General features: G+C 43.7%; 13 protein-coding genes and 8 tRNA genes. 19 read left to right on the forward strand and 2 right to left on the reverse strand.

Annotated elements, in window-relative coordinates:
• Window positions 1–53 precede the first annotated feature (53 nt).
• The 13 genes from M3234_RS19320 (at window position 54) to M3234_RS19380 (ending at window position 9,469) form a co-directional block, all read left to right on the forward strand.
• Window positions 54–130: transfer RNA gene (locus tag M3234_RS19320), tRNA-Asp, on the forward strand.
• 8 nt (window positions 131–138) lie between these two features.
• Window positions 139–214 (forward strand) — tRNA-Phe (locus M3234_RS19325).
• A gap of 22 nt (window positions 215–236) precedes the next feature.
• A tRNA-His gene (locus tag M3234_RS19330) sits at window positions 237–312 on the forward strand.
• A 6-nt stretch (window positions 313–318) separates the two neighbouring features.
• Window positions 319–392 (forward strand) — tRNA-Gly (locus tag M3234_RS19335).
• 4 nt (window positions 393–396) lie between these two features.
• Window positions 397–473: transfer RNA gene (locus M3234_RS19340), tRNA-Ile, on the forward strand.
• Between the two features lie 8 nt (window positions 474–481).
• Window positions 482–556: transfer RNA gene (locus M3234_RS19345), tRNA-Asn, on the forward strand.
• Window positions 557–559: 3 nt separating this feature from the next.
• Window positions 560–647 (forward strand) — tRNA-Ser (locus M3234_RS19350).
• Between the two features lie 6 nt (window positions 648–653).
• A tRNA-Glu gene (locus M3234_RS19355) sits at window positions 654–725 on the forward strand.
• A gap of 767 nt (window positions 726–1,492) precedes the next feature.
• Window positions 1,493–3,436: a 1,4-alpha-glucan branching protein GlgB gene (gene glgB, locus M3234_RS19360; protein WP_262306296.1), complete on the forward strand. Its 1,944-nt coding sequence runs from the start codon at window positions 1,493–1,495 to the stop codon at window positions 3,434–3,436.
• On the forward strand, window positions 3,384–4,529 hold the full coding sequence (locus M3234_RS19365; RefSeq protein WP_066310829.1) for a glucose-1-phosphate adenylyltransferase: 1,146 nt from the start codon (window positions 3,384–3,386) through the stop codon (window positions 4,527–4,529). Before glgB ends, M3234_RS19365 begins: the two co-directional genes overlap by 53 nt.
• A 71-nt stretch (window positions 4,530–4,600) precedes the next feature.
• Window positions 4,601–5,632: a GlgC family sugar phosphate nucleotidyltransferase gene (locus M3234_RS19370; RefSeq protein WP_262306297.1), complete on the forward strand. Its 1,032-nt coding sequence runs from the start codon at window positions 4,601–4,603 to the stop codon at window positions 5,630–5,632.
• Window positions 5,629–7,083, forward strand: coding sequence for a glycogen synthase GlgA (glgA, locus tag M3234_RS19375; protein ID WP_262306298.1), 1,455 nt, complete (start codon window positions 5,629–5,631; stop codon window positions 7,081–7,083). The genes M3234_RS19370 and glgA overlap by 4 nt, the downstream gene beginning before the upstream one ends.
• The gene (locus tag M3234_RS19380; RefSeq protein ID WP_262306299.1) at window positions 7,073–9,469 is read left to right on the forward strand and encodes a glycogen/starch/alpha-glucan phosphorylase; all 2,397 of its coding nucleotides are present in this window, start codon (window positions 7,073–7,075) and stop codon (window positions 9,467–9,469) included. The genes glgA and M3234_RS19380 overlap by 11 nt, the downstream gene beginning before the upstream one ends.
• Before the next feature lie 45 nt (window positions 9,470–9,514).
• Here the strand turns inward: M3234_RS19380 and M3234_RS19385 are convergent, their stop codons facing one another.
• Window positions 9,515–10,453 carry a 1,4-dihydroxy-2-naphthoate polyprenyltransferase gene (locus M3234_RS19385; protein ID WP_262306300.1) on the reverse strand — a complete coding sequence of 313 codons (939 nt, stop codon included), beginning with the start codon at window positions 10,451–10,453 and terminating at the stop codon, window positions 9,515–9,517.
• A 361-nt stretch (window positions 10,454–10,814) separates the two neighbouring features.
• Here M3234_RS19385 and M3234_RS19390 point away from each other — a divergent pair, with 361 nt between their 5' ends.
• The 6 genes from M3234_RS19390 (at window position 10,815) to menC (ending at window position 18,281) form a co-directional block, all read left to right on the forward strand.
• A complete protein-coding gene (locus M3234_RS19390; protein ID WP_262306301.1) occupies window positions 10,815–12,215 on the forward strand; it encodes an isochorismate synthase in 1,401 nt (466 codons plus the stop codon).
• A 1-nt stretch (window position 12,216) separates the two neighbouring features.
• Complete coding sequence (gene menD, locus M3234_RS19395) at window positions 12,217–13,968, forward strand: 2-succinyl-5-enolpyruvyl-6-hydroxy-3-cyclohexene-1-carboxylic-acid synthase (protein WP_262306302.1); 1,752 nt, start codon at window positions 12,217–12,219, stop codon at window positions 13,966–13,968.
• Window positions 13,965–14,780 (forward strand): 2-succinyl-6-hydroxy-2,4-cyclohexadiene-1-carboxylate synthase, encoded by an 816-nt coding sequence (gene menH / locus M3234_RS19400; protein WP_262306303.1) that lies wholly within the window; start codon window positions 13,965–13,967, stop codon window positions 14,778–14,780. The genes menD and menH overlap by 4 nt, the downstream gene beginning before the upstream one ends.
• 14 nt (window positions 14,781–14,794) lie before the next feature.
• Window positions 14,795–15,613, forward strand: coding sequence for a 1,4-dihydroxy-2-naphthoyl-CoA synthase (gene menB / locus M3234_RS19405; RefSeq protein WP_262306304.1), 819 nt, complete (start codon window positions 14,795–14,797; stop codon window positions 15,611–15,613).
• Between the two features lie 71 nt (window positions 15,614–15,684).
• Window positions 15,685–17,169 (forward strand): o-succinylbenzoate--CoA ligase, encoded by a 1,485-nt coding sequence (locus M3234_RS19410; protein WP_262306305.1) that lies wholly within the window; start codon window positions 15,685–15,687, stop codon window positions 17,167–17,169.
• Between the two features lie 2 nt (window positions 17,170–17,171).
• Window positions 17,172–18,281, forward strand: a complete 1,110-nt coding sequence (gene menC / locus M3234_RS19415; RefSeq protein WP_262306306.1) for an o-succinylbenzoate synthase — start codon at window positions 17,172–17,174, stop codon at window positions 18,279–18,281.
• Window positions 18,282–18,417: 136 nt separating this feature from the next.
• On the opposite strand, the gene M3234_RS19420 is transcribed toward menC, so the two are convergent.
• Window positions 18,418–18,576 carry a DUF1540 domain-containing protein gene (locus M3234_RS19420; protein ID WP_262306307.1) on the reverse strand — a complete coding sequence of 53 codons (159 nt, stop codon included), beginning with the start codon at window positions 18,574–18,576 and terminating at the stop codon, window positions 18,418–18,420.
• Window positions 18,577–18,591: the final 15 nt, after the last annotated feature.

Consider the following 18,591-nt stretch of genomic DNA (forward strand, 5'->3'; position numbering starts at 1 on the left):
TCGTCGGGCTCATAACCCGAAGGTCGCAGGTTCAAATCCTGCCCCCGCAATACGGTCTGGTAGTTCAGTTGGTTAGAATGCCTGCCTGTCACGCAGGAGGTCGCGGGTTCGAGTCCCGTCCAGACCGCCACTTATGTTGGCTCAGTAGCTCAGTCGGTAGAGCAATGGACTGAAAATCCATGTGTCGGCGGTTCGATTCCGTCCTGAGCCACCATTTGATTATTGTAAATATTATGGCGGTTGTGGCGAAGTGGTTAACGCATCGGATTGTGGTTCCGACATTCGTGGGTTCGATTCCCATCAGCCGCCCCATATAATGCGGGTGTAGTTTAGTGGTAAAACCACAGCCTTCCAAGCTGTTGTTGTGGGTTCGATTCCCATCACCCGCTCCATTATGGGCCTATAGCTCAGCTGGTTAGAGCGCACGCCTGATAAGCGTGAGGTCGATGGTTCAAGTCCATTTAGGCCCACCATATATTATTCCGCAGTAGCTCAGTGGTAGAGCTATCGGCTGTTAACCGATCGGTCGTAGGTTCGAATCCTACCTGCGGAGCCATATAGAGAAGTACCCAAGTGGCTCAAGGGGCTCCCCTGCTAAGGGAGTAGGTCGCGTAAGCGGCGCGAGGGTTCGAATCCCTTCTTCTCTGTTGATTGGCCCCTTGGTCAAGCGGTTAAGACACCGCCCTTTCACGGCGGTAACACGGGTTCGAATCCCGTAGGGGTCATACAAAAAGGCTGATGACATTTAGTCATCAGTTTTTTTGTGTTTCTGCAGCAAAAATTAAATGGGGGCTACGTGCCCTCAAGATCATAAAAAAGAGAAAACAGGTCACGTAGAAGGGCTCTACGTGCCCTCAAACTCATAAAAAAGAGAAAACTGGTCACTTAGAAAACCTTTACGTGTCCTCGCCCACTATAAATAAGCGGCAACCTGTCACGCAGGAATACCAACACTGTCTCTTCCCTTAAAAAACCTAGCCGTCGTACCCGTAGAAGGCCTCAATAATATGACCACCCCCACCCCCAGAGAACTAACCGCAATCAGCCCCACAGCAGCCACGTAAAAAGAGTCCCAATCAAGGGTTTATAAGCAGTCCTCTAAAAATCCATATAACGTCGATAATTTCAGCTAAAAATACAATATTAATATAACAATTTCAAATGATCTTGATCGTTTAAAAATGTTGAAATCGCTTACACAAACGCACCAAAACCCAGAAATTCACCATCTAAAAAATTATTCAATTTTCCGAAAATTAAGCAACTCCACCCATCAAATCCCTAAAATATTTTAAGAAAACTTAATAGAATATTGTCGTTTCTCGAACGATTTCTTGTCGAAGTGGAACGAAACCTGTAGTAATTTTGCGCCTTTTAGATTCATACCTCAGCTATTGTCAGAAAAGATAAAAAAGTTTTTCGGGGATTATTTGTTATTAGCACTTATAATTGGTTTTTGAAATACATATTTTCATTGGGGATGAGGAGAGCCATGGCAGTGAACACATTGTTTCCGACAGACTATCAGCTTCACTTGTTTCATGAAGGAAGCTACTACAACAGTCATCACCTTTTTGGCGCTCATATCCTTAAAGATTCCGACCAAGCATATACCCGTTTTTGCGTATGGGCCCCGAATGCCGTCAAGGTGAGGCTCGTAGGGGATTTCAATAACTGGAATAGTGAAGGATATGAATTACAAAAGGTTAATGATGAAGGCATATGGGTTTTTCTGATAAAACAAAATCTTGAAGGCTGTACGTATAAGTACGAGATTTTTACTCAATCAAACGAAAGGCTGTTAAAATCCGACCCATTTGCTTTCTATTCAGAATTACGGCCAAATACGGCCTCAATTGTACACCAACTCAAAGATTATCAATGGCATGATACTAATTGGATGGAACGAAGGGCACAGAAAAATAACTTCTCGGAACCTACAGTCATATATGAAGTTCATTTAGGATCGTGGAAAACAAACGAGGATGGCAGCTTTTTAACCTATCGGGAACTGGCAGAGGACTTAATCCCCTATGTTGCTGAGCATGGTTTTACCCATATCGAACTAATGCCGCTTATCGAGCATCCTTTTGATGGCTCTTGGGGGTACCAAGGTACCGGGTATTTTTCAGTAACATCAAGGTATGGTACCCCGAATGACTTTAAATACTTCGTCGACCAATGCCATCATCATGGGATTGGGGTCATTCTCGATTGGGTACCAGGGCATTTTTGTAAGGATGCCCATGGGCTGTATAACTTTGATGGCACACATCTTTATTCCTACTCCACTACCCATGACAGGGAAAACCATGTCTGGGGAACAGCGAATTTTGACCTGGGTAAAGGAGAGGTACAAAGTTTTCTCATTTCTAATGCAGTCTTTTGGATGGAAGAATTCCATATTGATGGATTTCGGATGGATGCAGTCGCCAATATCATTTACTGGCCAAATGCAAACGAAGGCATGTCTGAAAACCCATTTGGAATCCAATTTTTAAAAAAGCTGAATAAAGTGATTCACGAGTGCAACCCCCATGTGTTAATGATTGGGGAGGATTCCACCGATTTCCCCAAAGTTACCGCACCTGTCAGTTATGGCGGATTGGGCTTTGACTACAAATGGAATATGGGCTGGATGAACGACATGCTGGAATATATGGAAACCCCGCCGTTTGCCAGGCCAAATGTCCATTCAAAGGTGACTTTTTCACTTTTATATGCATTTTCAGAAAACTTTATGCTCCCGTTTTCACATGATGAGGTCGTGCATGGGAAGAAGTCGCTTCTTGATAAAATGCCGGGAGAGTATTGGGAAAAATTTGCCCAGCTGAGGCTCCTGCTTGGCTATATGTTCACCCATCCGGGGAAAAAACTGTTGTTTATGGGTTTTGAACTTGGACAGTTTGCAGAATGGAAGGATAAGGAACAACTGGATTGGCACCTGCTTGATTATGAATTGCATCGAAAACTTAATACATTTGTAAAAGTGCTAATAAAACTTTATAAACGGTCAAAAGCGCTTTATGAGCTAGACCATTTGTATCCCGGTTTTGAATGGATCGAGGTCGATAACTGCAACAAATCCATTTTCTCCTTTATACGTAAAGGGAAAAAAGAAGAGGATACATTAGTCGTAATTTGTAATTTTACCGGAATCAGCTATCCGGAATATAAAATGGGGGTTCCAAAGGCGGGCGAGTATCGAGAAATCTTAACAAACGATGACTCAGAGTTTGGGGGTTCCGGTGTGGTCAATAAGAAAATCATGGCGGCCACGACTGAACCATACCATGGGAAACCATGCTCCTTGTCGATGGCGATAGCTCCGTTTGGGTTTCATATATTAAGACCGGTTAAAAAACGAAAGGAGAGAAAAGGCAATGGGAAAGAAAAAGTGCGTCGCCATGCTGCTGGCAGGGGGAAAAGGGAGTAGGCTTAATGCCCTGACCAAGGATTTGGCAAAACCTGCGGTGCCGTTTGGTGGTAAATATAGAATCATTGATTTCACACTTAGCAATTGCGCAAATTCAGGAATCGATACGGTAGGTGTGTTAACACAATATCAGCCGCTCCTCCTGAACTCTTACATTGGCATCGGCAGTGCCTGGGACCTGGACCGCAAGAATGGCGGGGTAACCGTGTTGCCGCCATACAGCGAGTCCTCGGAAGTAAAGTGGTATACAGGAACAGCCAGTGCCATTTATCAAAATTTAAATTATCTCAAGCAATACCAGCCTGATTATGTTTTGATTCTTTCTGGCGACCATATTTACAAAATGAATTATGAAACTATGTTGGAGTACCATATTGAAAAAAGGGCCGATGTCACGATTTCCTTAATTGAAGTTCCATGGGCTGAAGCCAGCAGATTTGGGATTATGAATACAAACGAGGATATGAGAATTATAGAATTTGAGGAAAAGCCAGTCTCGCCTAAGAATAATTTAGCATCCATGGGCATTTATATCTTTAGTTGGAATATACTGAAGGAATATTTGGAAATGGATGCCCGTAATCCCGATTCCAGCCATGATTTTGGGAAAGATGTCATTCCTTCCCTTTTGGATGACAAGAAAAAATTATTCGCCTACCCATTTAAGGGCTATTGGAAGGATGTCGGCACGGTCCAAAGTCTGTGGGAAGCAAATATGGACCTTTTAAAAGAGGAATGTGAACTGAACCTATTTGACCACGACTGGCGCATTTATTCAGTTAATCCAAATCGTCCGCCGCAATACATTTCTCCGGACGCAATCGTTCAGGAATCACTCATTAACGAAGGCTGCACAATTGAAGGCAAAATAGAAAAATCCGTGTTATTTCAGGGTGTTAATGTTGGCAGGGAATCGAGGGTGAAAGAGTCGGTCATTATGCCGGATGTCACAATCGGGCAAAACTGTTTTATTGAAAAAGCGATTGTTCCTTTTGATGTCAATATACCGGATGGTACGGTAATCCGTTCTTTGGATGATGAAATTGTCCTTGTCACAAAAGAAATGCTAAGCGGGCTTAATCCTGCTTACTAGCCATGAAATAAGGCGCCGATGGGCAAAAGGCTCGGGGGCTTTAATAGATAATCCGGAAGGGGAAAAAATGCGTGAAAAGAAAGCTTTTAGGTATTATTGATGCTACTACCTACCATGATGATTTGGAGGAATTGTTAATCCATCGTTCCTTGGCGGCGCTGCCGTTTGCGGGGAGGTACCGGATTATCGATTTTGTACTGTCCAATATGGTGAATTCAGGGATCAGGAGCGTAGCGATTTTTCCAAAAATGCAGTATCGCTCGTTAATGGACCATTTAGGGTCGGGGAAAAATTGGGACTTAAATCGCAAGCGGGATGGCCTGTTCTTCTTCCCATCTCCTGTGGTGGATAGCAATCCTAATCGAGTCGGGTCGTTCGACCTGTTTGCGGCTAATATGGACTATTTTTATCGCAGTACCCAGGAGTATGCGATTATATCAAACTGCTATACGATTATTAATATGGACTATAAACCGATTCTGGAATGGCATCATGATATGCATTGCGATATTACCGAAATCCATCATCGTGACGGAAGGTCGATGGAGATGTACTTAATCAAGACGTCACTGCTAATAAAGCTAATCCAGTCCCGAAATGAAACCGGATATACATGCATGAGAGATGTCGTTCAAGACCTTCATAATGAATATACGATTTGCCGCTATGACTATGACGACTATGCGGTCATGGTCGATTCGATTGTAAGCTATTATGACGCCAGCCTGAACCTGCTTAAGCCAGATGTATGGGGAAACCTGTTTGTCAAAGGCCAGCCGATTTTAACGAAGGTGAAGGATGAACCGCCGACAAAATATGAAAAAGGTTCGCTGGTTAAAAATTCGATGATTGCCAATGGCTGTGTCATTAATGGCACTGTGGAAAACAGCATTATTTCAAGAGGAGTAAAAATTGGTAAAGGAGCCATCATAAAAAATTGTATTGTTATGCAAAAGTGCCAAATTGAAGAAGGCGTCCATTTAGATACTGTTATTTTGGATAAAGATGTGAGAGTCGAGGCCGGAACGAGATTATCCGGCACTGTTCAATTGCCATTTGTCGTACGCAAAGGAACAAAGCAAGGAGCGTTGATGAACTCGTGAAAGTATTATTTGCTGTTTCGGAGTGTGGACCATTTGCAAAGTCGGGAGGGCTTGCCGATGTAGCGGGCTCGCTGCCCAAGGAATTAGTAAGCCTTGGCACTGAGGTCCGGGTTATTTTGCCCAAATATGGGACCATCTCCGATGAATTTAAACAAAATATGAAAAAAATCAAGGAGTTCTCGGTAAATGTCGGCTGGCGCAAGCAGTATTGCGGCATTGAGGAGCTTGAGTATCAAGGGATTACCTATTATTTTGTCGACAATGAATATTATTTTAAACGGGAAGGTTTTTACGGCTATTTTGATGACGGTGAAAGGTTTGCGTTTTTCAATCGGGCTGTGCTTGAAGCATTGGCACAACTTGACTATTTTCCGGATGTACTGCACTGCCACGACTGGCATACGGCGATGATTCCGTATCTGCTTAGAACGGAGTATTACCGGAGACAAAAAAGCTATGGGCAAATCAGGACCGTATTTACGATTCATAATTTGCAGTTCCAGGGAATATTCCCAAAAGAGGCGTTGAGGGATTTACTGGGGCTTGACGACAGATCTTTCCATCCGAGTCATCTTGAATTTTTCGGCAATATCAATTTCATGAAGGGGGCGCTTGTGGCTGCAGACAAAATTACCACCGTAAGCCCTTCTTATAAAAACGAAATACAAACGCCGGTCTATGGAGAAAAACTGGATGGGTTGCTGAAGGCAAGAAACGAGGACCTGCATGGAATTTTAAATGGAATTGATGAGGATTTTTATAATCCGGCCCATGACCCGTTCCTTTTTCAAACCTATACTGCCAAAGAACTTGAAAAAAAGGCAGCCAATAAAAAAGAAATTCAAAAACAATTTGGTTTAAAACAAAGCGCCAATACACCATTAATGGTCATGATTTCCCGGCTTACCAAGCAAAAAGGTCTAGATCTTGTTAAGTGTGTCCTAAGGGAAATGCTGCAGGAAGACATCCAATTCATCATTCTAGGGACAGGTGATTATCAGTATGAGGAATTCTTACGCCAGGCGGGGCGGATTTACCCTGAAAAGTTGAAGGTCCAAACCGGCTTTAATGAACGGCTGGCCCACCAATTATATGCTGCCGCGGACCTGTTCCTAATGCCATCCCTATTTGAACCGTGTGGGCTTAGCCAATTGATCGCGATGAAATACGGAGCGATTCCGATTGTTCGTGAGACGGGCGGTTTAAACGATACAGTAACAGCATGGAATGAATTTACCGGTGAAGGCAATGGCTTTTCGTTCAGTCATTTTAATGCTCATGATATGCTTTATACGATTCAACGGGCAGTTCGAATCTATGAGGATAAAAATGTGTGGGATTCGCTCGTAAAGCAGGCGATGGAACAGGATTACAGCTGGGCACAATCAGCATTTAGCTATAACCAGCTATACGCCGAGTTGATGGCAAGGAGTGAAACCCATGTTTTCTAATAAGGATAGGTTTAAAGCAGCATTCATAAAACGGGTAGAGATGCTTTGCGGAAAAAGTTTTTCGGAGAGTACGGCTCGAGACCACTACCAAACACTTGGACAAATGATCCGTGAATTTGTTAGTAATGACTGGATCGCTACGAATGAACGGTATTTAGCGACCAAAGCAAAGCAGGTCTATTATTTATCAATCGAATATTTGCTGGGGAAGCTGCTTAGGCAGAATTTAATTAATCTTCGTGTTGAGGAAATGATTGCCCAAGGCCTTCATGAACTGGGGATTGAGCTTGGGGACCTGGAGGAGCTTGAACCGGATGCAGGCTTGGGAAACGGCGGCTTGGGCAGACTGGCCGCCTGCTTTTTGGACTCACTGGCGTCATCGAATCTCCCGGGACATGGACATGGGATTCGCTATAAGCATGGGTTATTTGAGCAGAAAATAGTGGACGGCTATCAGGTCGAACTGCCCGAGCAATGGCTAAGAAGCGGCAATGTTTGGGAAATCCGTAAGGCGGATTTGGCGGTGCAAATCCCGTTTTGGGGAAAGGTTGAGGCTAAAATGGAAAACGGCCGTCTCGTATTTCATCATTCCCATGCCGAAACCGTTACAGCTGTGCCATACGATATGCCGGTAGTCGGATTTGAATCTGATACAGTAAATACGCTAAGGTTGTGGAATGCGGAACCGGCCCAGTTCCCGATGGATACGGATATTTTAAAGTATAAACGGAGAACGGAAGCGATTTCTGAATTCCTTTATCCCGATGATACTCATGATGAAGGGAAGATATTAAGGCTAAAACAGCAATATTTTTTAGTGTCCGCCAGCCTGCAGTCAATCATCAGAGCTTATAAAAAGCAGCATGGAAGCCTTAAAGAACTGCATCAACATGTTTGTATCCATATCAATGATACCCATCCGGTACTGGCGATTCCGGAACTGATGAGAATCCTGTTGGACGAGGCCAAATTCGACTGGGATGAAGCCTGGCATATTACGACTAATACGATTTCCTATACAAATCATACTACCTTATCGGAAGCACTTGAGAAATGGCCGGTACATATCTTTAAGCCGCTGCTCCCAAGGATTTATATGATTGTCGAAGAAATCAATGAGCGATTTTGCAAGGAGCTATGGGAAGAGACCCCGGGGGAATGGGAGCGGATTGGCAAGCTTGCGATTATTGCCGATGGTTTTGTGAAAATGGCTCATTTGGCCATTGTCGGCAGCTTTAGTGTCAACGGGGTAGCAAGGCTCCATACAGAAATCCTGAAAGAGCGGGAAATGAAGCCGTTTTTCCAGCTGTATCCCGAGAAATTTAACAATAAGACAAATGGAATTGCTTATAGGCGCTGGCTGTTAAAAGCTAATCCAAAATTGTCATCGTTAATCACCGACACCATTGGTTCGTCGTGGACCCATTTCGCCCATGAACTAATTCATCTGCTTGATTATCAAAATGATTCAGGATTTTTGGAGCAATTGGCTAAGGTTAAAAGTACAAATAAACAAAGGCTTGCCGACATTATTGGAAGACAAACCGGGATTGCGGTAGATACCTCTGCTATTTTTGACGTTCAGGTCAAACGTCTCCATGCGTATAAACGGCAGCTATTAAATGTTTTGCACATCATGCATCTCTATAACCGAATGAAAGAGGATTCCGGCTTCAACATGACTCCTAGGGTGTTTATATTCGCCGCCAAAGCCTCACCTGGTTATTATTATGCAAAAAAAATTATTAAATTGATTAACACGGTAGCTCAAACGGTCAATAATGACCCGATGGTTGGAGACAAGCTGAAGGTTATTTTTTTAGAGAATTACCGTGTATCATTGGCTGAAAACATCTTTCCGGCTGCGGATGTCAGCGAGCAGATTTCAACCGCAAGCAAAGAGGCATCGGGAACAGGAAACATGAAATTCATGATTAATGGTGCTTTAACAGTCGGGACCCTAGATGGGGCAAATGTTGAAATCCATGAGCTTGTTGGGGATGAGAACATTTTTCTCTTCGGGCTGACCGCCGAAGAGGTGCTTCACTATTACAAGCATGGTGGTTATGATTCGGTTGGCTATTACCATCTGGACCGGCGGATTCAACAGGTTGTCGACCAACTTGTTAATGGATTCTTCCCAGGCGTTCATAATGAATTTGAACCGATATTTGATTCGCTATTGGAAGAGAATGATCAGTATTTTGTATTAAAGGATTTTGCTTCCTATACCGATATTCAGCGCAAAATCAGCGATGCCTTTACCGACAGACTAAAATGGCAAAAAATGAGCCTTGTGAATATCGCCCATGCCGGTTATTTTTCAAGCGACCGCACCATAAAGGAATATGCTAAGGACATTTGGGACATTCATCCGATTATATAGGAAAGCAAAAAGAGCTTCTGCCGTGTTAAGGCAGAAGCTCTTTTTTTATGAAAAGAAGTGACCGGCAAAAATCCCGATGGCCAGCAAAAATCCAAAGATTGTGTTAGTTTGGGCTGTTGCCTTCATCGCCGGCGCCATTTCAATTGGTATTGTCCCTTTAAAGAAGCCTTTAACCGATTTTATTGGTTTCGGTGTACTTAATAACACGAGCGCTGTCCAAATCGGAACGATATCTGCGATAATTAATGCAAAAATCCAAACGTAGGAGAAAATAAACATCCCGGCTAAAAAGTAGACCGCATTTTCTTTGCCCAATAGGATAGCTAATGTTTTACGGCCAAATTTTTTATCGCCGTCAAGGTCGCGGATATTATTGGACATCATGATCCCCCCGACTAATACAAAGCTCGGAATGGAAACAAGAATGCTTGTGCTGTCAACAGTCCCCGTTTGAATAAAGAATGCGATTAAAATAATCATCATTCCCATAAAAAAGCCAGAAAACAGTTCGCCGAATGGTGTGTGAGCAATTGGCAGCGGTCCGCCCGTATAGAGATATCCGATGGCCATACAGATAAGACCGACAATGGCAAGCCACCAGCTGCTATTGGCACAGATATATACACCAAGTAATAACGCGATTCCGTAGAACCCTAATGCCAGGTTCATGACAGTTCTAGGTTTGATGCCATCTCTGACAATTGTGCCTCCAATACCTACGGAGTGTTCTGTATCCAGCCCGCGTTTAAAATCATAATACTCATTAAACATATTTGTTGCTGCCTGAATTAACAAACTGGCAATCAACATCGCAATAAACAGGCCAAAATGAATGTTTCCATGTTTAAGCGAAAGTGCAGTACCGAGCAAAACAGGTACGAACGCAGCTGTTAATGTATGGGGACGGGTCATTTGCCACCAAACCCCCAAGCCGCGGTTTGACTTAACAACAGGTTTCGAACCTTGCTGTATATTTGGCTGCATTTATGTTCTCCTCCCTTATTGCAGTTTCTTCTATACTATTTAACTTCTTATCTTCGATAAATTTTGAGAGATTGGTTTCCCAAACTTTAGTGTATGAAAAACACGGCGCCAGGTCAATGAATTTTTATTATCAAAACTAGAAGATAATACCTTCCCGATAATTATCAGGGGTTCGTGGAAAAATGAATATACAATGACATAAAAGCAGATTTTATCCGATATTTTTGTTTTTGACATATAATAAGGAATGAATCCAAAAGGGATAGTGACAAGTATTATTGACTTCTTTACAATGGGAGTAGTATCTTAAATAGGGTTTGCTAAGAAAAACAGCCATTTTAGCTGTTTTGGAGGGATTTTTTTGGTTACCATACAGGAAACAGAAATAATCGAAAGGGGTATTATGGCCATAAATCGCGCGAAAGAACTCGGCCGGCCCATTTTACTGAGTGAAGTTCGAAAAATGGACAAAATAAGCCCGCTTTCATTTTTCAATAAAGGGCAGGATCGCTATTACGGGGAACGGTTTTTCTGGAAGGATCCCAGAGACGAAATTTTGCTGATTGGACTGGGAATTACTCATCAAATTCAATCTGATCAGGCAGCAGACCGCTTTGTTCACGTTGAACGGGAGTGGGAACGCTTTCTGAAGGACAGTATCGTCTTTAATCGGGATTCTGAAATTGGGGTCGGGCCTGTTATTTTTGGCGGATTTTCCTTTGATCCTTACAAGGAAAAAACGAGATTATGGTCCCAGTATGCAGAATCGTTATTTTACTTGCCGGTTTATATGGTAAGCATAATCAGGGGGCAGGCTTATTTAACCACTAATATCGTGTGCACACCGGATGACAATCATACTCTAATGGCAAAAATGTTGGATGAGCGGAATCAACTGTTAGCTTCCCTTTATCAAACTGCAGAATTCCATCCGGCAGAGCTTTTGGAAACGAGAGAGATTTCACCAGAAGCCTGGAAAGAGGCTGTGACTGGAATCGTAAATGAATTAAACGACGGGCCGCTTAAGAAGGTTGTTCTAGCCAGGGAACTGCGCTTGAAATTTGACAGTAAAGTGGAAGCGGGAATGGTGCTTGAGCGGTTAAATGAGCAGCAGCATGAAAGCTATATTTTTGCACTCGAAGCAAATGGCGACTGTTTTCTAGGTGCTTCCCCCGAACGGTTGGTAAAAAAACAGGGAAATGAAATATTCTCCACCTGCCTTGCTGGGTCCATTTCACGTGGAAAGACAACGGAAGAAGATACAATGCTTGGGGAGCAGCTGCTGCATGATCAAAAAAATTTGATTGAGCATCAATATGTTGTAGAAATGATTAAAGAGGCATTGGAAGAATCGTGTGATCAAATCATCCTGCCGGAAAAACCACGGCTGATGAAGAACAGGGATATCCAACATTTATATACACCTGTTATTGGTAAGTGCGGCAATAATACGTCTTTGCTGCTGCTGGTGGAAAGGCTGCATCCAACCCCGGCGCTTGGCGGGCTTCCAAAACAGGAAGCCGTGGAAAAAATTCGCCAGGTGGAAGAACTGGACCGCGGATTTTATGCGGCACCGATTGGCTGGCTGGATTATCAAGGAAATGGGGAGTTTGCGGTGGCCATTCGCTCCGGTTTAATTCAAGGAAATGAGGCTTCGCTATTTGCCGGCTGCGGTGTAGTAGCTGATTCCGATTCGGAAAGCGAATATTTGGAGACCGGTTTAAAGTTTAGACCAATGTTAAGAGCGCTTGGGGGAAAATAAAATGAGTCATCAAGAATCTTTAACGGCTTACCTTGCCGCTTTTGTTGCGGAGCTTGTTCTTTCGGGAATTAAAGATGTGGTTATCAGTCCGGGTTCACGGTCAACACCAATGGCAATGGTTATGGCGGAACATCCTGAATTAAATGTTCATATTCATGTGGATGAACGTTCGGCAGCCTTTTTTGCCTTAGGGATTGCCAAGGCTTCCAACCGACCTGTGGCCATTCTATGTACATCAGGGACCGCTGCTGCTAACTATTTTCCGGCGATTGTGGAGGCACGCTATTCACGGGTACCACTTCTCGTGTTAACGGCGGACCGTCCACATGAGCTTCGAGAAGTAGGTGCTCCACAGGCAATTGATCAAATAGAATTGTATGGCAAGCATGTCAAATGGTTTGCGGAAATGGCCCTACCCGAAAACAGAGCTGAAATGATTCGTTATGCCCGGACCATTTGTGCCCGTGCTGTCGCCTATTGTGCTGGCGCCCCGTCTGGACCAGTTCATCTGAACTTCCCTTTCCGTGAACCGCTAATACCACAACTTGATGACAGCATTTTCCGTATGGCCGAACGGCCGCATGGATTTGTTAAGGTCCATAATGGTGAATTGACCATCGGTGATGGGCTGATTCAAGAAATTGCTAACCGCTTAGAGGGAAAAAGCAAAGGAATTATTGTCTGTGGCAATATTGCGGATGAAAGATTCGCGGATGCCGTAACACAATTATCGAAATTATTAAAGTATCCGATTTTGGCTGACCCACTATCACAGCTAAGAAGCGGCAAACATAATCGTGAACATATCATCGACACATATGATACGTTTTTGCGCAATGAAGATGCTAAGTCATTCCTAAAGCCTGATTGTATTATCCGATTTGGGGCGATGCCGATATCCAAAGCGCTTACGATTTTTATAAAAGAGAATCCATCTGCTGACCAGCTTGTCATTGATGGCGGCGGCGGCTGGCGTGATCCCGCCTCGCTATCGACAGATATGGTTTTCTGCAATGAGACCTTGTTTTGCGAAAAGCTTGCAACTGTTGCGAAGCCTAGTTCGGATCATAAATTTTTTGAGGATTGGAACAACATCAATGCCTTGACGAAGGAAAATATGGCTTCTGTAAGGGATATAACCGAATTAAGTGAAGGGAAGCTATTTTACCAGTTGGCTGAGATGGTTCCTGAAGGGGCAACGCTGTTTGTCGGAAATAGTATGCCTATTCGCGATTTGGACAGTTTTTTTCTACATAACAATAAATGCATTAGAATTATGGCCAATCGAGGAGCAAACGGAATCGACGGAACTGTTTCTACCGCTTTGGGTGCTGCCTTATATTCCAAATCATTATACTTGGTCCTTGGTGATTTAACCTTTTTCCATGATTTAAATGGTTTATTTGCAGCCAAGCAATTTAATATTGATATCCATATTATTCTTGTAAACAATAATGGCGGAGGGATCTTCTCTTTCTTGCCGCAATCGGAACATCCGAAGCATTTTGAGCTGCTATTTGGAACGCCGCTCGATATTGAATTTGAACATGCGGTTAAAATGTTTAACGGCCGCTTTGTTAAGGTAGCCGATTGGGACCACTTACAAAAGGAATTAGGAAATTCGTCAGGAGCGTCAGGCCTCCAAGTTTATGAGATTAGGACAAAAAGAGACACAAATCGCGATGAACACCGTGGATTTTGGGCGTCTGTTTCCCAGGAAATATCAAATTTTGTCGACGGTGAGAGTAAGTGAATGTAGTTATTAACGGCGTTCGCTACCATGTTAAACAATGTGGAAGTGGATTCCCGCTCTTGTTATTGCATGGTTTTACCGGGGATTCATCTACCTGGACTCCATTTTGCGACAGCTGGGGGAGCCATTCACAATTAATCATCCCAGATATTATTGGACACGGTGAGTCAGACTCGCCCGAGGATGTTAACCTTTATACAATGGAAGCTGCTGCCCAGGCTATCGCAGGCATTCTTGATCATTTGGCTATCAGTCAGATCGATTTGCTTGGATATTCCCTGGGTGGCCGTTTGGCCCTTACGTTTGCGTTTGCTTATCCCGAAAGGGTGAGAAAATTAATTTTGGAAAGCTCATCACCGGGACTGGTAACAGAAGAAGAAAGACATCAGCGCCAAATGAATGACGCGAAACTAGCAAATTTTATTAAAGAAAACGGGATTCCCGCTTTTGTTGACTATTGGGAAAATATCCCATTGTTTGCTTCGATGAAGAGTCTGCCTGAGAAGGTTAGGGTAAAAATCAGAGAACAGCGTCTGCAAAATTCCCCGATTGGGCTTGGCAACAGCCTGCTTGGCATGGGAACAGGGTCACAGCCTTCCTGGTGGGAGAGCCTTCACAAACTTTCCTGTGATGTCATGTTGATGGTCGGTGAAAAAGATCAAAAGTTTTGCAGTATTGCTGAACAGATGGCCGTAACGATTAGAAATAGTTCATTAGTAATGATTGCAAATTGTGGCCATGCAATTCATGTGGAAGATCAAGAAAAGTTTGGTACAATAGTAAGTGACTTTTTGTCAAAGAAAAAAAATTAAAGGAGGTTTTTGTCTTGGCAGTAGAATGGATTTCAGAACGCAAATACGAAGAAATTTTATATGAAACGTATAACGGAATTGCTAAAATTACAATCAACCGCCCGCACGTACATAATGCATTTACCCCAAAAACGGTAATGGAATTAATTGATGCTTTTGCATTCGCACGCGATGATTCCAACATTGGTGTCATTGTTCTGACAGGTGCAGGAGATAAGGCGTTTTGTTCTGGGGGAGACCAAAAGGTTCGCGGTCATGGCGGTTATGTCGGTGAGGACCAAATTCCCCGCTTGAATGTTCTTGACCTTCAGCGCCTGATTCGCGTTATTCCAAAGCCGGTCGTTGCGATGGTTAAAGGTTACGCAATCGGCGGCGGCCATGTACTTCATGTGGTCTGTGATTTAACGATTGCAGCAGACAACGCTATATTTGGACAAACAGGTCCTAAAGTGGGCAGTTTCGACGCCGGATACGGCTCAGGCTACCTTGCAAGAATTGTCGGCCATAAGAAAGCGCGTGAGATTTGGTTTCTCTGCCGTCAATACAATGCCCAGGAAGCGCTTGACATGGGCTTAGTCAACACGGTTGTACCATTAGATCAGGTGGAGGAAGAAACGATTAAATGGTGTGAGGAAATGCTTGAAAAGAGCCCGACAGCCCTTCGTTTCTTAAAAGCTGCAATGAATGCCGATACCGACGGACTTGCAGGACTTCAGCAAATGGCAGGAGATGCAACACTGCTATACTATACAACGGAAGAAGCCAAGGAAGGCCGCGACGCCTTTAAAGAAAAGCGCAAGCCGGACTTTGGTCAGTTCCCGCGGTTCCCTTGATGAAACATATTTTAAAGCAGCTTGATGGCCTCCATCAGGCTGTTTTTAGCTAATAAGAAGGTGAGCAACAAATGCGACAAGAATCGATGGAAAACTTTTTAATAAAACGTGCGTTTCTCACTCCAGAGCGGCCAGCCGTGCATTTTCAGGATCAGACGGTCACATTTAAGGAACTGTACGAGCGTTCGTATGACACTGCTGGCAGGCTGCAGGGGCTTGGAATTCAACAGGATGAGTATGTCGCCGTCCTATTAAAAAACCATTTGGATACCGTGATCATTTTATTTGCGTTGCAGCTGCTTGGATTGAAGACAGTCATCTTGAACAATCGATTAACTCAGGCAGAATTGGTGTGGCAACTGAAAGATTCGCATGCTTCGTATTTGATTTTGGAAGATTCCTTTTTAGAAATGAAAGATAAGGCTCCATTCCTGAAGGCAGTTACAAAAAGTGAGCTTTTCAAGTATGAGCCGGGTGAGCCACAAATTCAGGATGAAACCAATCTTGGAGAAATCTGCACGATTATGTATACATCAGGGACGACTGGCCATCCAAAGGGTGTCATGCAGACCTACGGAAATCATTGGTGGAGTGCAATTGGATCGGCTCTAAACCTGGGTATCACGGAAAATGATTGTTGGCTATGCTCTGTACCTCTCTTTCATATCAGTGGCTATTCCATCCTTATGCGCAGTGTGATCTACGGAATGCCAATTGTCCTCCATGAAAAGTTCGATGTTGAAAAAACGCTGTTGGATATCGCAGAAAAGCACGTTACGATTATGTCAGTTGTCGGGACGATGCTGACTAGAATTGTTGATTCATTAGGTGACAAACAGCTTCCGGAGCATCTTCGCTGTATGCTTTTGGGCGGAGGTCCAGCACCAATGCCTTTATTAAAGAGGTGCGTAGAGAAAAGGGTTCCTGTATTTCAATCATATGGAATGACAGAAACCTCCTCACAAATTGTCACATTGTCACCGGAATACAGCCTGACAAAGCTTGGTTCGGCAGGAAAACCGTTATTTCCATCGGAAATAAGAATTGAACTGGACGACAAGGGGATAGCCCAGGCGGGGGAAGCCGGCGAGATTGTAGTCAAGGGTCCAAATGTGACACATGGGTATTTGCATCGACCGGAAGCAACTGCCGAAAAACTACGAGATGGCTGGCTATATACTGGTGATATTGGTTACTTAGACGAGGATGGATTTTTGTATGTGTTGGACCGGCGCTCCGATTTAATTATTTCAGGCGGCGAAAATGTCTACCCGGCGGAAATAGAAGCGGTGTTATTGAGCCATCCGGAAGTGGCAGAGGCAGGAGTTACCGGTATGGATGACAGTGAATGGGGCCAGGTTCCGGTTGCGTTTATAGTCAGCAGAAATAAGTGCTCTGTTGTAACGGAGGACGACCTTTTAGAGTTTTGCCAAACCCGGCTGGCTAAATATAAGGTACCAAAAGAATTCCTTTTCGTAGACGAATTGCCAAGAAATGCATCCAAAAAACTGCTGCGTAGAACTCTCCGCGAGTGGGTTCAAGAGGAAGTGGACTAAAGATGGACATTGCGACAGTTGACTTGTATGTAATTAGCATGCCGCTAAAGTCGCCGTTTGTCACCCATTTGGGAGAAGTGCGGGAGCGGGAAGGGATTATAATAAAAGTAACCGATAAGGACGGTGTTGAGGGCTACGGTGAAGGAGTGGCTTTTTCAACCCCTTGGTATACGGAAGAGACCGTTAGGACCAGCCTGCATATGCTGGAGGATTTTTTGATACCGTTACTGCAAAAACATCCAATCAAGCATCCAGAAGAGGCTGCGGGTCTATTTCAGTCAATAAGACGGAATCCGATGGCGAAGTCCGGTCTGGAAACGGCTCTTTGGGATTTATATGCGAAAGGTCAAGGTCAGTCTCTTGCCAAAATGATCGGCGGCACTAGGGAGGCAATTGCCTCAGGGGTAGTTATTGCCACTGACACAATTACAAAGGCATTAAAGCAAATTGAAGGGTATCTTGAGGACGGATATCAACGGATCAAAGTGAAGATTAATCCAAGTCAAGACTATGAGTTTCTTGGTGCGATTCGGCGCCATTATCCCAATCTTCCAATGATAGCGGATGCCAATTCCGCCTATACCTTAAAGGATATAGAACGGCTTAAAGCACTGGATGACTTTAACCTGCTAATGATTGAACAGCCGCTGGACCACGATGACATTATTGAACATGCGATTTTACAAGAGAAATTGGTTACCCCGATTTGTTTGGATGAGAGTATTGTTTCTTTTGAAGATGCCCGGAAGGCTATTGAGATTGACGCCTGCAGAGTAATAAACATCAAAATTGGCCGAGTTGGAGGTCTGCACGAGGCGATTAAGATTCATGATTATTGCTATGAGAGAGGAATTCCGGTTTGGTGCGGCGGAATGATTGAGTTTGGTGTTTCCAGAGCACATAATATTGCGTTAGCTTCACTGCCAGGGTTTACGATTCCTGGCGATATCTCAGCCTCCAGCCGATTTTGGGAAGAAGACATCATTACGCCGGAAGTCGTCGTAAAGAATGGATCTGTTTCAGTGCCCGAAGGCCCGGGAATTGGATTTGACATCAACGAAAAAAAGATAAGAGAAACCCTGTTGATTAAAAGGTCTTATACATTTTATTGAGCTATGCATTGGTAAACCTCGAAGTGTCGCCAATCAGGGGTATTGACGACAAAACTCCCATAAGTAACCAAAAAGTATTATCAATACTCCTCAATAAGAAAACCAGGCACCATTTGTATGCCTGGTTTTAAGTATTTTATATATCACCCGGTTCGAATGTTTTGCAATCTGTCTCTTTGCTCGAATCAGCGGTTTTACCTTTATGGCTCACTACATAGATGCTGTCGGCACTGCATTTATTTCCCTTTGCCCAAAATGTGCAGTTGTTCACTTCACATAAAACATCCTGTGCCATGCGTATCACTCCTTC

Source organism: Neobacillus niacini, from assembly GCF_023715785.1.
In the GTDB taxonomy this organism is placed as follows: Bacteria; Bacillota; Bacilli; order Bacillales; family Cytobacillaceae; genus Neobacillus; species Neobacillus niacini_E.